The sequence below is a fragment of the uncultured Fretibacterium sp. genome, from assembly GCF_938030725.1.
GTDB lineage: Bacteria > Synergistota > Synergistia > Synergistales > Aminobacteriaceae > Fretibacterium.
Genome location: NZ_CALHIQ010000106.1, coordinates 1 through 14,026 on the forward strand (window position 1 = coordinate 1; position 14,026 = coordinate 14,026).

At 62.7% G+C, this 14,026-nt stretch carries 10 protein-coding genes and 1 tRNA gene; 7 read left to right on the forward strand and 4 right to left on the reverse strand.

The window, feature by feature from the left end:
• Positions 1-173 precede the first annotated feature (173 nt).
• Complete coding sequence (gene glyA, locus Q0629_RS06405; RefSeq protein WP_298780401.1) at positions 174-1,433, reverse strand: serine hydroxymethyltransferase; 1,260 nt, start codon at positions 1,431-1,433, stop codon at positions 174-176.
• A gap of 226 nt (positions 1,434-1,659) precedes the next feature.
• Here glyA and Q0629_RS06410 point away from each other — a divergent pair.
• Positions 1,660-1,757, forward strand: a tRNA-Sec gene (locus tag Q0629_RS06410).
• Positions 1,758-2,000: 243 nt separating this feature from the next.
• Complete coding sequence (locus Q0629_RS06415) at positions 2,001-2,732, forward strand: hypothetical protein (protein ID WP_298780376.1); 732 nt, start codon at positions 2,001-2,003, stop codon at positions 2,730-2,732.
• 71 nt (positions 2,733-2,803) lie between these two features.
• Here the strand turns inward: Q0629_RS06415 and Q0629_RS06420 are convergent, their stop codons facing one another.
• On the reverse strand, positions 2,804-3,496 hold the full coding sequence (locus Q0629_RS06420; RefSeq protein ID WP_298780379.1) for a transglycosylase SLT domain-containing protein: 693 nt from the start codon (positions 3,494-3,496) through the stop codon (positions 2,804-2,806).
• A gap of 362 nt (positions 3,497-3,858) precedes the next feature.
• Positions 3,859-5,277, reverse strand: a complete 1,419-nt coding sequence (locus tag Q0629_RS06425; RefSeq protein ID WP_298780382.1) for a TolC family protein — start codon at positions 5,275-5,277, stop codon at positions 3,859-3,861.
• Positions 5,278-5,575: 298 nt separating this feature from the next.
• Here Q0629_RS06425 and Q0629_RS06430 point away from each other — a divergent pair, with 298 nt between their 5' ends.
• Genes Q0629_RS06430 through Q0629_RS06440 form a run of 3 tightly spaced genes read left to right on the forward strand, consistent with a single transcriptional unit; the run spans position 5,576 to position 10,414 of the window.
• On the forward strand, positions 5,576-7,909 hold the full coding sequence (locus Q0629_RS06430) for a Tex family protein (RefSeq protein WP_298780384.1): 2,334 nt from the start codon (positions 5,576-5,578) through the stop codon (positions 7,907-7,909).
• Complete coding sequence (locus tag Q0629_RS06435; protein WP_298780389.1) at positions 7,909-9,153, forward strand: NAD(P)/FAD-dependent oxidoreductase; 1,245 nt, start codon at positions 7,909-7,911, stop codon at positions 9,151-9,153. The genes Q0629_RS06430 and Q0629_RS06435 overlap by 1 nt, the downstream gene beginning before the upstream one ends.
• 58 nt (positions 9,154-9,211) lie before the next feature.
• Complete coding sequence (locus Q0629_RS06440; protein ID WP_298780390.1) at positions 9,212-10,414, forward strand: amidohydrolase; 1,203 nt, start codon at positions 9,212-9,214, stop codon at positions 10,412-10,414.
• Positions 10,415-10,659: 245 nt separating this feature from the next.
• Here Q0629_RS06440 and Q0629_RS06445 read toward each other — a convergent pair whose 3' ends face one another.
• The gene (locus tag Q0629_RS06445; protein ID WP_298780394.1) at positions 10,660-11,592 is read right to left on the reverse strand and encodes a bile acid:sodium symporter; all 933 of its coding nucleotides are present in this window, start codon (positions 11,590-11,592) and stop codon (positions 10,660-10,662) included.
• A 415-nt stretch (positions 11,593-12,007) separates the two neighbouring features.
• Between Q0629_RS06445 and Q0629_RS06450 the strand changes: the two genes are divergently transcribed.
• On the forward strand, positions 12,008-12,928 hold the full coding sequence (locus Q0629_RS06450; RefSeq protein WP_298780397.1) for a 2-dehydropantoate 2-reductase: 921 nt from the start codon (positions 12,008-12,010) through the stop codon (positions 12,926-12,928).
• A gap of 135 nt (positions 12,929-13,063) precedes the next feature.
• The gene (locus Q0629_RS06455; protein WP_298780400.1) at positions 13,064-13,654 is read left to right on the forward strand and encodes an ASCH domain-containing protein; all 591 of its coding nucleotides are present in this window, start codon (positions 13,064-13,066) and stop codon (positions 13,652-13,654) included.
• Positions 13,655-14,026 lie beyond the last annotated feature (372 nt).

The window sequence follows — 14,026 nt, forward strand, 5'->3', positions numbered from 1 at the left end:
TCGCCTGAGCAGGTCGCCGACTTCACTGGGCTGTCCCTTGACGAGGTCGAGGCGCTGAGGACCGGGGCCGGAAACTGAACGTTTGACTTCAGAAACAACCCCTCCGGTCCTTCGGACCACCTCCCCTTTCAGGAGAGGCAATCCACATTAGACGCGATTTGGTATGAATGCGCTCAGTACAGCCCCGGGTAGAGGGGCTTCGACGCACAGAGCTCCGAGATCTCCGCACGGACCTTCTTGATCTCCGCCTCGTCTGCGATGTGGGTCACGACGCGGTCGATCCAGTCTGCGATCCGGTCCATCTCCTCCGCTCCGAAGCCGCGGGTCGTCGCCGCAGCCGTTCCGATGCGGACGCCGCTCGTCACGAAGGGGCTCAGCGTTTCAAAGGGGATCGTGTTCTTGTTCACCGTGATGCCGGCGCGGTCCAGCGCGATCTGGACGTCCTTGCCCGTCACGCCCTTGCTCGTCAGGTCTACCAGGATCAGGTGGTTGTCCGTTCCGCCGGACACGAGGCGGAACCCGCGCTCCATGACCTTCTCCGCCAGGCGCTTGCAGTTCGCCACGACCTGATGCTGATAGTCCTTGAACTCCGGCTTCAGCGCTTCGGCAAAGGCCACCGCCTTCGCTGCGATGATGTGCATCAGAGGGCCGCCCTGCATCCCAGGGAAGATGGCGGAGTCCACCTTCTTGGCGAAGCACTCCCGGCACAGGATCATGCCGCCGCGGGGCCCCCGCAGCGTCTTGTGCGTCGTCGTCGTGACGAAGTCGCAGTAGGGCACCGGGTTGGGATGGGCGCCCGCCGCCACCAGCCCCGCGATGTGGGCGATGTCGAACATCACGAGGGCCCCCGTTTCGTCCGCGATCTCCCGGAACTTCGAGGCGTCGATGACGCGCGGGTAGGCGCTGGCCCCGCAGACGATCAGCTTGGGGTGGTGCTTCTTCGCGAGCTCCCGGACCTGGTCGAAATCGATGGTCTCCGTGTCCTTTCGAACGCCGTAAGGAATGACGTTGTAGAGCTTGCCGGAGAAGTTGACGGGGGAGCCGTGGGTGAGGTGCCCGCCGTCCGTCAGGTTCATGGCCAGGATCGTGTCCCCCGGCTCGAGGCAGGCGAAGTAGGCGGCCATGTTGGCCTGGCTTCCGGCGTGGGGCTGAACGTTGACGTGATCGCCCCCGAAGAGCTTCTTCGCGCGATCGCGCGCCAGGTCCTCCGCCTTGTCCACGACCTCGCAGCCGCCGTAATACCGGTGCGCCGGGTAGCCCTCGGCGTACTTGTTCGTGAGCACGGAGCCCATGGCCGCCATCACCGCGCGGGAGGTGAAGTTCTCCGATGCGATGAGCTCGATCTGATCGTTCTGCCGGCGATACTCCTCCACGATGATGTCCGCGATCTCCGGGTCCACGTCGCGCAGGTATCGATCCGCGTCCTTGTCCATCTCTTCCGTTCCCCTTTCGTCTTGGACGGCAGAATCCGCCGGGGCTCCGCAGCGCGGGAACGCCACGACATCCGCCGCCATGAAAAAAGCTGTTGAATACCTTCTGTTTTCAGTATACCTTAAAAGGGTAGAAATTGAGGACTGACGGGGCTTCCTAAGGGCGGAATATATCTTTTTTCGAGGATGTGGACTTTTCCGTTGCCAGCAAGTATAATGAATCAGTTTCGGAGGTGAGATTCGTCTGGTGACGGGCCCGGGCTTCAAACCCGGTGAGGGGCGGTTCTCGCCGTCTCTGGTGGGTTCGATCCCCACACGCCTCCGCCACTTTTTCGGACGACGCTCGACGAAGGAAACGCCACCACCCAACGCTTTCACGTTCGCTGACCTCCTGCCGACACGATCGGGGAGTTTTTTACGCCGCCCTGACGCGTCGCTCGAGTCCTGCGCTTCGAAAAGCCCCACGCAGCGAAGGGGCGAAAAAAACCACCCTTGCCCTGCCTGGGCGATGAAATATATAATGAAGTGCATTGCTTCACCATCATAATATTTAAGGAAGGCGTTTAACGAATGAGAAAGACGATGTTCTCCCTGTCCCTGCCGCTTCTTGCCGCGGCGATATTTCTCCTGACGCAGGCGGTCCCTGCGGAGTGCCTGACGGCCGAGGACGTTAAAAGCTACGTCGATGCGGCCAAGGCCCTGAACCTGAACGGGGACAACCTGAAGATCGGATCGGAGTCGGCCGAGGAGATACTGAAGGACGACCACTTTATGGCGCTGCTCCGCGGCAGGCTCCGCATCGCCCGTCTGCTCAGGGCCGCCAGCGATGCGGAAGGGGGAGAGGGAACTTACGCCCTGCACGTAGAGGCCGGTCCCATCGTCGCCTTTCTGTGCCAGGGGGGAGTCCCAACGCTGGACAGGCTCGTCCAGGGCGCCGTGGAGCAGGTCGTCAAGCCGCTCCAACTCGAGGCGACCCTCAAGGAGCTGCCCCGCTACTACGAGGCCATCGTGGGCACGGAGGGATGGCAGAAGAAGTTCAGCAAAATAATGGGCGAGGGGGAGTATCCTTCCATTCAGAGAGGAAAGATCTTCCACATCGCGGGCTTCCCGGAGATCGGGGACAAGCCCTACTACACGGCGGCCATGGAGATCGAGCTGAAGGACGATACGATGTACCTTTCCGAGTGGGATGCGTCCGCAGAGGGCTGGCTCTACTCCTTCTGGATGCGCCGCTGGCGGGAGGGGACCATGGAGACCGCCAAGATCGCCGTCGACCTGCTGAACAAGGCGCTGGGACAGTAACAAAAAAGTTTGGAGCGTTGCTCCGAGAACGTCAGGAGGGCCCCCTGGGGCCCTCCGTTTTTTTTATGCCGTCAGCTGTTTTTCAGGTGTCGCTGATAGGCGTCCTCCAGCTTTTTGACCTCCGCAACGATCTTGAGTGCCAGCCGCCGGTTGCCGGCGCTGTAGCGCAGAAGTCCGCCCTGCAGGTCCGCAGAGGCCGCACAGCAGCGGGAGAAGATCTCCGTGCCCACCAGGACGTTGTACTTCGGGTCGAACATGTCCTTCGCCTGCGTGATGTGGGGGTACTTCTTCGTGATGGTGCGCTTGTGGACGCGCCACCGCACCTGCATCAGGCCGTAGTCCCCGCCGCGGGAAAGGGCGTCGTGCCGCGCGCTGGACTCGTTGACGATCATGGCCGCGATGACGAAGGGGTCCTGCTGGAACTGCTGCCCCGCCTCGACGATGAACTCCGCGTAAAGCCGCGCCTTCTGCGGCGACAGCTTCTTGTTGTAGCGAAAGAGAAGGGCCTTGATGCTCTTCAACTCCGCCTCACGGTCCCGCTGGCCTGCAACGGCCTTCTTTGGGGCCTTTCCCTTGTTGCGGGTTGCCGTGACGGTCACGGGTTCCTTGGGAAGGATGTTGGCCGTAATCAGCGGCTCCGAGTGTCCGAACAGGCGCTCGACCTCCTCGTCGCTCGCTTCCGCTGCCCACGGAAGGGCGAAGAACCCCGTCGCCAACAGACACAAAATTGCGCTGCGACCGCGCGCAGCATTCCTAAAATTCACTGGGCGTCCCCCCTGGAAAGATTTTGGGGTCCTGCCTGACTGGATGACGGACGAGAAAGAGAACGCCGTTTCCACAAACGCTCAAGCCCGCAGACCAACAGACGCCAGACAGCACATCACAGCTTCTTTACCTGAATGTAAACGCATCCTCTCTTAAAGGGCGCAGGCGATCCTCTCGCCCCTACTGCCCCATTTCGCCAAAGAAGCCCTAGACGCTAAAACCCCGCATAGAAAAATTACGGTAGAGATATTAACACAGGAGTCAAGGCTGAAAATCCGAAAAAAAAGGGAAAAGGAACCGTCCTTTTCCCTTAGATTTTTCCCTTGGACACAGGCCCCGCAAAGGTTGAGGTCGTTCTCGCCTATCGTTTCTTCTTTGACTCCGTTTTCTTTTGGGACTTCGCTTCCGCTGGAGACTTCTCAGACGCTTCCCCGTTCTGACGGCGCTCCCCGCGCAGGCCCACCAGCCCGACCTCGCCCGCCACTTCAGTGCCCTTGCCGTAGCGGGCGACGGCCTCCTTCCAGGCTCCGTCCTCGTTGGGGGCGTAGTCCCCGATGGCCCTGCGCATGGCGACCAGCGCCACGTACATGCTCTTCACGGCGTCCAGGTACTCCGTCCGCACGGTACGGTAGGCCGTCTGGGCGTTGATGAGGTCGATCTGGGCGCCCATGCCCTCCGCGTACATCAGCTCCGTGATGCGCAGCTCCTCCTCGGATCGGGCCATCTGGCGCTTCTTGTCCGCCTCGAGCGCCTCGGCGTTCTTCCAGTTGTTCATCGCCACGGCGATGTCCTGCCGGGTTTCCTCCTTCAGGGAGTCCAGGGCCGCCTCCGCGGACTGCACCATGCGGTCCGCGTTCAGGACGCCGTACTTCGTCTGGTGCCCGTCGAAGATCGGGACGTTCAGGGAGAGCCCCGCCTGTGCCTCGTGGCTCTGGGGCGTGGCGGATATGTCGGGGTCGGCCCAGGCCGTCCACTGGAGGCTGACGTCCAACGTCGGAGAGAGCCCGCGGGCCGTCAGCTTCTTCACCACCTTCGCCCGATCCAGCGTCAGCTGCGCCGCCCGCATGTCCGGACGGTTCTTCAGCGCCTCGTCGTAGCTCAGCGTCATGTCGAAGGCCGGGACGTGCAGGGGCTCGTTCCGCGGCTCCACGTCCAGCCCTCCGGCCAGGTAGGAGAGGTTGGCCAGCAGGTTGTTGTAGCTCGTCTCCGCGCGCTTCACCAGCGTCTCCGCCTCCACCACCTGAGCGTCACTGCGCACCACGTCCAGCTTCGGGACCAACTGCTGACGGTACTTCTCCAGCGTCACACGATGGTTCTCCGCCCGCTGGCGCAGGATCTCCCGCTGAAGCCGCACGTTCTCGCGGGCCAGGACCGCCGACCACCATGTCTGCTCCGCCGTGGCCACGAGGGCGTTCACGTTCGCGTCGAACTGCGCCCGTGCGATCTCGTAGCCCAGGACGTTCTGGCGTTCGTCCAGCGAGTACTTCCCCGACAGGTCGATGCGGTGCGTCAGGGCGAGGCCCGCACTGCCCATGGTGTAGTTGTCCTCGCCGTTCATCTCGGAGAGCCAGGCCCCCTTCGCGTTGAGGCCCAGGCTGGGGCGCTGCGCGCCCATGGCCGCCAGCACGGCGTAGTAGTTCGCCTCGACGGCCTTGACGCCGGACCGCAGGGCGTGGTTGTTCAGCAGGATCTCCTTCAGGTAATCCGGAAAGCTCATCTGCACCAGCGCGGCGGCCTCGCTGGCCAGGACGCCGGTCAGGCACAGGGAAAACAGGAACAACTTGAGAATACGCTTCAACGCGACCACCTCGGTGTCATCATTCGTCAAGGGCCATCGGCTCAGGCTCCCTGAGAGCCCGCAGACGGGAAATCGCCGCAGCATCCAATGTTGACGCAAATATTTATCAATATATTCTATACCCGTGCCGCATCCGCGTCAATTTTCAAGGGGCCGGAGGCGGAGCCCCTCGTTTCTCCCCCTTTGGCTTTTGGTATAATCGTTTCGTTCCGATCAATTCCATTCAGGCGGCTTGGGACGCGGTTGGCCCGTAGCTCCGCCAGGGAGGAGATGATTCTGAGTGGAAACGACGACGGTACGCTCTACCCCCAACCCAGAGGCTCACCCCCCTCACCCTGCCCTCGACATTCCAGACGCCATCGCAAAGGAGCTGAAGCTCAGCCGAGCTCAGGTCAAGGCTGTGCTGACCCTCTTCGACGACGGCTGCACCGTCCCCTTCATCGCGCGCTACCGCAAGGAGGCGACGGGATCGCTCGACGAAACCGTCATCACCGCGATCCGGGACCGCGCCGCGCGGATGGCGGAGCTGGAAAAGCGCCGTGCCGCCATCCTGGACTCGCTGGCCGAGCGCAACCTTCTGACGGAGGAGCTGCGGGCCGCCGTCGCGGCCGCCCCGACGATGACTGCCCTGGAGGACGTCTACCTGCCCTGGCGCCCCAAGCGCCGCACCCGCGCCTCCATCGCCGCCGAGAAGGGGCTGACCCCTCTGGCGGACCTCCTGATGGCGCAGGACGACGCCATGGACCCCGCCGCCGCCGCTCAGGCCTTCGTGAGCGGGGATCGAGGCGTCGCCAGCGTCGAGGAAGCCCTGGCCGGCGCCATGGACATCCTGGCCGAGCGCGTCAGCGAGGACCCGGACTCCCGCCAGGAGACGCGGCGGCTCTTCGCCCGTAAGGCCGTGCTGACCAGCGCCTGCGCCAAGGGCAAGGAGGAGGAGGGCGCGAAGTACCGGGACTACTTCGAGCTCGAGGAGAGCGCCGCCTCCATGCCGTCGCACCGCGTGCTGGCCATCCTGCGGGGCGAGCGGGAGGGGTTCCTCACCACGAGCGCCGCGCCTCCGGAGGAGGAGGCGATCTCCCTGCTGAAGCGCCGCTTCGTGCGGGGCGCGGGCGCGGCGTCACGCATGGTAGCCGCCGCCGTGGAGGACGGGTACAAGCGGCTCTTGCGGAAGTCCATCGAGACGGAGCTGCGCGGGGCGATGAAGAAGCGGGCCGATGCCGACGCGATCCGCGTCTTCGCGGAGAACGTGCGGGAGGTGCTGATGTCCGCACCCATGGGGCAGAGGGCTACGCTGGCCATCGACCCCGGCGTGCGCACCGGCTGCAAGGTCGTGTGCCTGGATGCGCAGGGGGCTCTGCTCTACCACACCGTCGTCTTCCTCCAGCGGTCGGAGCGCGAGCGGGAGGACGCCGGCAGAGTCCTGCGGGAGCTGGTGCGGAAGTACCACCTCGAGGCCGTGGCCGTCGGCAACGGCACGGCGGGGCGCGAGACGGAGGTCTTCGTGCGGGGCCTGGACCTGCCCGACGTGGCCGTCGTTTCCGTCAACGAGAGTGGAGCCTCCATCTACTCCGCCTCCGAGGTGGCCCGGCGCGAGTTCCCGGACCAGGACGTCACCGTCCGCGGGGCCGTCTCCATCGGCCGCCGCCTCATGGACCCCATGGCGGAGCTCGTCAAGATCGACCCCAAGTCCATCGGCGTGGGCCAGTATCAGCACGACGTGGACCAGAAGGAGCTGAAGCAGGCGCTGGACGACGTCGTGACCCACTGCGTGAACGCCGTGGGTGTAAACGTCAACACGGCAAGCCCGGAGCTTTTATCCTACGTTTCGGGCCTCAACCGCCAGACGGCCTCCCAGATCGTGAAGTACCGCGAGGCCAACGGCCCCTTCGGCGACCGCGAGGCCCTCAAGAAGGTGCCGCGCTTCGGCCCCAAGGCCTTCGAGCAGTCCGCCGGCTTCCTCCGGATCATGGGGGGCGCGAACCCTCTGGACGCCAGCGCCGTCCACCCGGAGAACTATGCTACCGTGGCCCGCATGGCCGCGGCCCTCTCCTGCACGGTGGCCGACCTCCTCTCCGACCCCGCGCTGCGCGCCCGCATCCGCCTCCCGGACTTCGTCTCCGAGACGGCGGGCCTCCCGACGCTGCAGGACATCCTGTCGGAGCTGGAGAAGCCGGGGCGCGACCCGCGTCGGAAGTTCGAGCCCTTCGCCTTCGACCCCAACGTCCGCACGATGACGGACCTGGCTCCAGGCATGATCCTGAACGGCATCGTGACCAACGTGACGGACTTCGGCGCCTTCGTGGACGTCGGCGTCCATCAGGACGGGCTGGTCCACATCAGCCGCATCGCGGACGTGTTCGTGGAGAACCCCCACGCACACCTAAAGCCGGGGCAGCACGTCCGCGTGGCCGTGCTGGAGGTGGACATGGAGCGAAGCCGCATCGCCCTTTCGGCGCGGAAGTCCGACCTGGGTGAAAAGACCCCGGAGGGCAGGCTCCGCGGTGAGGGGGCGCATCGGGCCGGCGGACGGCGCGAGAGGCCGGAGAGGCCCGACATGACCATGGGTTCGCTCTTCAGGGAACAACTGGCCGAGGGCGGAAAGCGGCGACGCTGATGGAACGCTTCGACGCCATCGTGATCGGCGGCGGGCCGGCGGGCCTCATGGCGGCCCTGCGGGCGGCGGAGCTGGGGGAGCGCGTCCTCCTGACGGAGAAGAACGCCTCCCTGGGGACCAAGCTCCTGCTGGCGGGCCGGGGGCGCTGCAACTTCACGAACGCGGAGCCGGACCCGGCCGCCTTCATCGCGCGCTACGGGGACAAGGGGCGCTTCCTGTGGTCCGCCTTCAGCCGCTTTGGGCCGGCGGAAACCCTCGCCTTCTTTCGGAAGCACGGCGTCGAGACCGTGACGGAGCGGGGAGGCCGCGTGTTCCCCGCGGAGGGCGGCGGTCAGCGCGTCCTGAACGCGCTCCTGATGCTCTGCAGGAAGTTCGGAGTGCGCATCCTGAGGAGCTCCCCCGTGCGGTCTCTGAAGGTCCGGGACGGGCGCGTGGAGCGTCTCATCACGGAGGTCGAGGAGCTGGAGGCAAATCGCTTCATCGTGGCGACGGGCGGCAAGTCCTACCCCCGCACCGGCTCCACGGGGGACGGCTACCGCTTTGCGGAGCAGGCGGGACACTCGGTCGTCACGCCGATGCCGGCGCTGGTCCCCCTCAAGACCCATGAAACCTGGGTGAAGCTGGCCCACGGGTGCGACCTGCGGAACGTGCGGGTGACGGCGCTGGTGGACGGAAAGCCGGTTGACGAGCGCTTCGGCGAGATGGAGTTCACGAACTTCGGCGTCAGCGGGCCCGTCATCATGGACATGAGCTCCTCCGTGCCCGACTGGATGGCCCAGGGGGCCCTCTCCCTCTCCATCGACCTGAAGCCGGCCCTGACGCGCGAGAAGCTGACGGAACGGGTGCGCCGCGACCTGGAGAAGTTCAGCACCCGCCGCTTCGCCGGCGCCCTGAAGGGGCTGGTGCCCGGCCCCCTCATTCCGATGATCCTCGCGCTGTCGGACGTGCCGGAGGACAAACCCGCGGCCTACGTTTCAAGCGAGGAAGCGGAGGCGACGGCGGACCTGCTGAAGGACATCCGCCTGACGGTCAACGGGCTGTGGAGCTTCAACAACGCGGTGGTCACACGAGGGGGCGTCAGCCTGAAGGAGGTGGACCCCGCCACGATGCGTTCCAAACGGTGCGAGAACCTCTACTTCGCCGGCGAGGTGCTGGACCTCAACGGGCCGTCGGGCGGCTTCAACCTCCAGATCTGCTGGAGCACGGGCTGGGTGGCGGGCGAGGGGGCGCAGCAGCCCAGGTGAGCGACCGGAGGCGTGCCTGCGCTCGCTTTGTATAAAGAAATGAAAGGAAGTTTCGGTTATGAACGACGTCATCGAGAGGATCGGAGAGCTTTCCGGGGAGTTTGAGCCGGAGATTATCGCCTTGCGGCGGCATTTTCACAGCCATCCTGAGCTGTCGTGGCAGGAGGAGCGGACCACGGACCGCGTTCAGGAGGAGCTTCTGAAGCTGGGCATCGAAACGGTGCATCGGGGCTACGGTGGCACGTCGAGCGGCCTCATCGCGGACATCCAGGGAGGGGCGCCGGGCAAGTGCGTCGCCCTGCGCGCCGACATGGACGCGCTGCCGGTGACGGAGGAGAACGACGTGGAGTACCGCTCCCGAAACGAGGGCGTCATGCACGCCTGCGGGCACGATGCTCATACGGCGGCCCTCCTGGGGGCGGCGAAGATCCTGATGCGGATTCGGAGCGAGCTGCGGGGCACGGTGCGCCTGCTCTTTCAACCGGCGGAGGAGGCGGGCGACCGGTCCGGAGCCAGGGCCATGGTCGAGGAAGGGGCCCTTCACGGCGTGGACGCCGCCTTCGGCCTGCACGTGGCCTCCATCTTCCCTGCGGGCAAGCTGCTGTACCGCCGCGGCCCCTGCTATGCCGCCTGCGACGTCTGGAACCTCACCATCGAGGGCAAGGGCGGCCACGGTTCGGCCCCGGAGCTGGCCATCGATCCGACGCCCGCTGCGTTCCAGATCGGCAGCGCGTTCCAGACCGTCATCTCGCGCGAGGTATCGCCCAGGGACACCGCGGTGCTGAGCGTTGGCTGCCTTGAAACCTCATCCAAGGCCTTCAACATCATCCCGGAGCGCGTGAAGATGGTGGGGACCGTGCGCACCTTCGAGCGCGGCGTCCAGGACGCCGTCGAGTCGGGCATGAGGCGCCTGTCCTCGGACATCGCCGCGGCCTTCCGCTGCCGCGCGGAACTGGACTACCACCGTTCCGCAGCGGCGACCGTCAACGACCCCGCCATGACGGACCTGCTGATCCGGGCCGGGACGGACCTCTTCGGGCTGGAGGCCATGGTGGAGGCGCCGCTCAACATGGGCTCCGAGGACTTCAGCTGCTTCGCGGAGGCCGTTCCTTCGACGTACCTGCAGCTGGGGACGGCGGCCCCGGACCGGCCGGGGACCCACATGCCCCACCACTCGGCGAAGTTCGACCTGGACGAGGCTCAGCTGAAGCGCGCCGCGGCCATCCATGCCGCCTTCGCGTGGACGTACCTCAGCCGCTGAGCGCCCCCGCCCGCACTGCGCCAGAGCCAGGTCCGTCGTCTGATACGAAAGGGGAGCGGTTTCCCGCTCCCCGCATACTGTGAAGTGACAGTCTGACCGGCGTTGCCAGCGCGCTGAACTTTGTCGTCTTTAGCGCGCCTCCGTTCGTTGATGACACGGCCTAATCCGCGATCTCGCAGAAGAGGTTGCAAAGTGTAGCGTCGCCGACTCTGCGCAGCGGGTACAGAAGGCCTTGAGTATCTTCTTCAACGTTCTGAACCGGGGCGAAGGAATAATTTGATCGTCGCCGTGGTCAGCAGGATGTTTAGGGGAACGTTGATAAGCGAGGGGAGGGCAGCCATTGGGTAGACGTCGTGAAAGGTGGCTGCGATGCCGGCCGAAAGACTGGTGTTCAGCGACAGGGAAGCGATGACGAGCGCCGAGGCCTCCCTGTGGTCCAGCCTCAGGAACTTTGTCGAGAGGATGGCCCCCGCTGCGGCAATAACGAAGTTCACCGTCAGAGCGGCAATGACCTTGACGGAATCCAAAGCCATGATCGAGGCCTTGTTGGGGGCCACACACACCCCCACGATGATCAGGATGGCAATCAGCGAGATCAGCCTGATGGTGGGCTTTATCAGGGTATACAGCGTTTCCGCCCGCCTCCGAATCAGCATCCCGATGACCACCGGGACTATAACGATGATGACAATATTTTTAAACATATCCAGGAAGTCAATCTCCACCCAACCGCCGCCTAAAAGGTAGGTCAGGGAGGGGGTGAGGACCGGCGCCAGGAGCGTTGTCAGGGACAGAAGGGCGACGGACAGCGCCGCATTTCCCTCCGCGATATTGATGAGGACCATGGACGCAGTCCCAGTGGGCATGCAGCCCAGCAAAACCATTCCAAAAGCAAGCTCGTTGTTCAGACTGAACAGCCTTGCAGCAATCCATGCCCCGGTGGCCATGAAGAAGTACTTGACTGCCATGCCGCCCAAGAGCATCCTCGGTCTTCGCAACATGCGGAAGAATTCCAGCGCATCGATGGACATTCCCGTCCCCAGCATGATGACCATCAGCAGGATGTTGATTAGGGGGAAGCCCATCAGGCGCAACCGCGTCGCCGGTAGAAAGACCTCCGGGGCCAAAAGTGCCGCCACGGCTACCGCGAAGACAAAAAACATGAGGAACCTGTTCACAAAATTGCCGATATGCTCTATTAACCGTATCATGATCTTCTACATCACCCTTTAAAACGGCCTGGTGAGCCAGGCCACTTTGGAATCTCGAAGGCCTCGGCGACGGCCCGGCCAACGTCCGTTGGGACACCCTCAGACAATGGAGAGAGCTCCCCCATTGTGAATTTTGAGACGTATTATTTCTAATATACCTACTTGATTTGAAAATGTCAACGATTTCTCTTAGGAGAATATCGCAATTCTGCCGGAAAGATCAATCCTAAATCTAAAGAGAGCCCTTGACTTCCTAGACCCCTTTTAGTATATTCTAGCCTAGAGGTATTATTTCTTGATCCGCCTTAAAACCTAAGCTGCGGGATTTTTTGGAAAAGGCATTTGCTGTGCAGCGTCTAAGAAAGTAAAGGAGATTTTTACCATGAAAATTGTCGTTGTGGGCGCAGGGGCTGTTGGTACGCTTTTCAGTTCCATACTGTTTAACCACGGACAGGATGTCACCCTGGTGGAGAAGAGGCAGGAGATCATCGACGCAATTCAGAAGAACGGACTGAAGATACTTCGCGGGGATAAAGAACAAACCCTGAAGATTAAAATCACGAACCGCATCGAAGACGTTCCATCCCCAGACCTGATCATGTTTACGGTCAAGTCCTACGACAACGTCACCGCGGCCCAAGACTGCCTGAAGATCATCGGAAACAACACCACAGTCCTGACGCTGCAGAATGGCATCGGGAACTATGAAACGATCGCTGAGATCGTGGGCAAGGAGCGTACCGTGGTGGGGACCACCACCTTTGGCAGCACGCAGTTCGCGCCGGGCTGCACAAGGGGTAGCGAAACGGGCTCCATCTCCATTGGTGAGTATTCGGGTGGCATCAGTGACCGAATCAAAAAACTGGCAAAGATACTGGAAGATGGAGGGTTTGAGGTCCAGATGGTGGACGACGTGAACAGCCTGATCTGGACGAAGCTGGCTGTAAACGTTGGCATCAATGCGATAGGTGCCCTCTGCCGTATCACGAACGGCCAGACGCACCTCGTGAAACCTGCAGGCGAGATCCAGAAGCTGGCCGTCGAGGAATTGATGAAGGTGGCGAAGCTGGAGGGCATCAAGCTGGATTACGACCACCTGTATCAGCACGTCACCGACGTGGCCGTCCGCACACAGAGCAACAAGTGCTCCATGTTGCAGGACATTGAGAACGTAAACCACACCGAGGTGCTTGCGATCAACGGCGCTATCGTGGACAGGGGCAAGAAGCATGGCATCGAAACCCCCGTCAACTTTGTGTTGATGAACTTGGTTAAGGCCGCAGAGCTGGGACAACTGGAGTAGCGTTCCCCTGCTGGCTATTGAAAGTTAAAATAAAAACCGCTATAGGATGGCGGCATAAAGCCTTGGCAGCCCCGCGGGGCTGCCGAATTTTTTTAAAGGTGGGTTTTACAGGGCTGCAACTGTGCCGATTGTGACGTGTGGAACCTCACCATCGAGGGCAAGGGGGGCACGCTTCGGCTCCGGAGCTGGCTGACGGATCCGACGTCCGCTGCGTGCCAGACCGTCATCTCGCGCGAGGTATCGCCCAGGGACACCGCGATGCTGGTCGTGTTGAGTCTATGTGGTATGATGAAAAGAACACCTATTTGTTTGCATCCGAAGCGGGGAGGACGTGACGAGATGAAAGCGTTGTCGGTAAAACAACCTTGGGCGAGTTTGATCGCCGGCGGGCAGAAGACGATCGAGTGGCGTTCATGGAGAACGCACTATCGAGGGCCGTTGCTGATTTGTTCGGGGAAAACTCCAGACGATATCTATTTTGAATTTGACCCTGATGAGGCGAGGCAAAAATGGCCTCTTGGCGTCGCGGTCGCGACGGTTGAGCTGGTCGAGGTCCGCCCGTTCGACGCCAAAAAAGATGCCGAGGCGGCGATGCTTGATGAAGACGATCTGCCCTCTGTGCAGGGATTTTCCTGGGTTCTGGAGAACCCTGTGGCAGTGCCGGACACTCCGCCGGTTCGCGGCAAACAGGGGCTTTTTGAGGTCACTTTGCAGCCTGCCCTGTAGCATAAGCCACGGTTTTTTTATTGCGCTTGGATCGTAGATCCAAGGCGCGATATTCATGGTATGATTTTACATTAGGAAAGGAGGTGCGGCGGTGGATGAGGGAACAAAGCAGCTTCTTCGAAGCGGAAACACTGAAAGGTAGGGTGGAGGCAACTTCCCCCTTTTCCTCCTGGTTTAGCACATCCACCGTGAAGGAAATGCAAAAGGTCGTGTTGGTGTTAGTGCCTGTGCTGTTGGCGCTTGTAGCGCCGTTTTACGCATGGAGTCGCGAGGGGGTGTCCTTCGCCCTGTTCGGGTGTGCTCTTGGGGCCTGGGCATGTGACTTCGCCGCATACTGGCGGGGGAGGCGCAGATGAGTGCAGCACAGCGGTT

Excerpts from the sequence above, each read along its gene's own strand:
- glyA (WP_298780401.1), bottom strand. The coding sequence starts at position 1,433 with ATGGACAAGGACGCGGATCGATACCTGCGCGACGTGGACCCGGAGATC.
- Q0629_RS06450 (WP_298780397.1), top strand. The coding sequence starts at position 12,008 with ATGAAAATTGTCGTTGTGGGCGCAGGGGCTGTTGGTACGCTTTTCAGT.
- Q0629_RS06440 (WP_298780390.1), top strand. The coding sequence starts at position 9,212 with ATGAACGACGTCATCGAGAGGATCGGAGAGCTTTCCGGGGAGTTTGAG.
- Q0629_RS06415 (WP_298780376.1), top strand. The coding sequence starts at position 2,001 with ATGAGAAAGACGATGTTCTCCCTGTCCCTGCCGCTTCTTGCCGCGGCG.
- Q0629_RS06435 (WP_298780389.1), top strand. The coding sequence starts at position 7,909 with ATGGAACGCTTCGACGCCATCGTGATCGGCGGCGGGCCGGCGGGCCTC.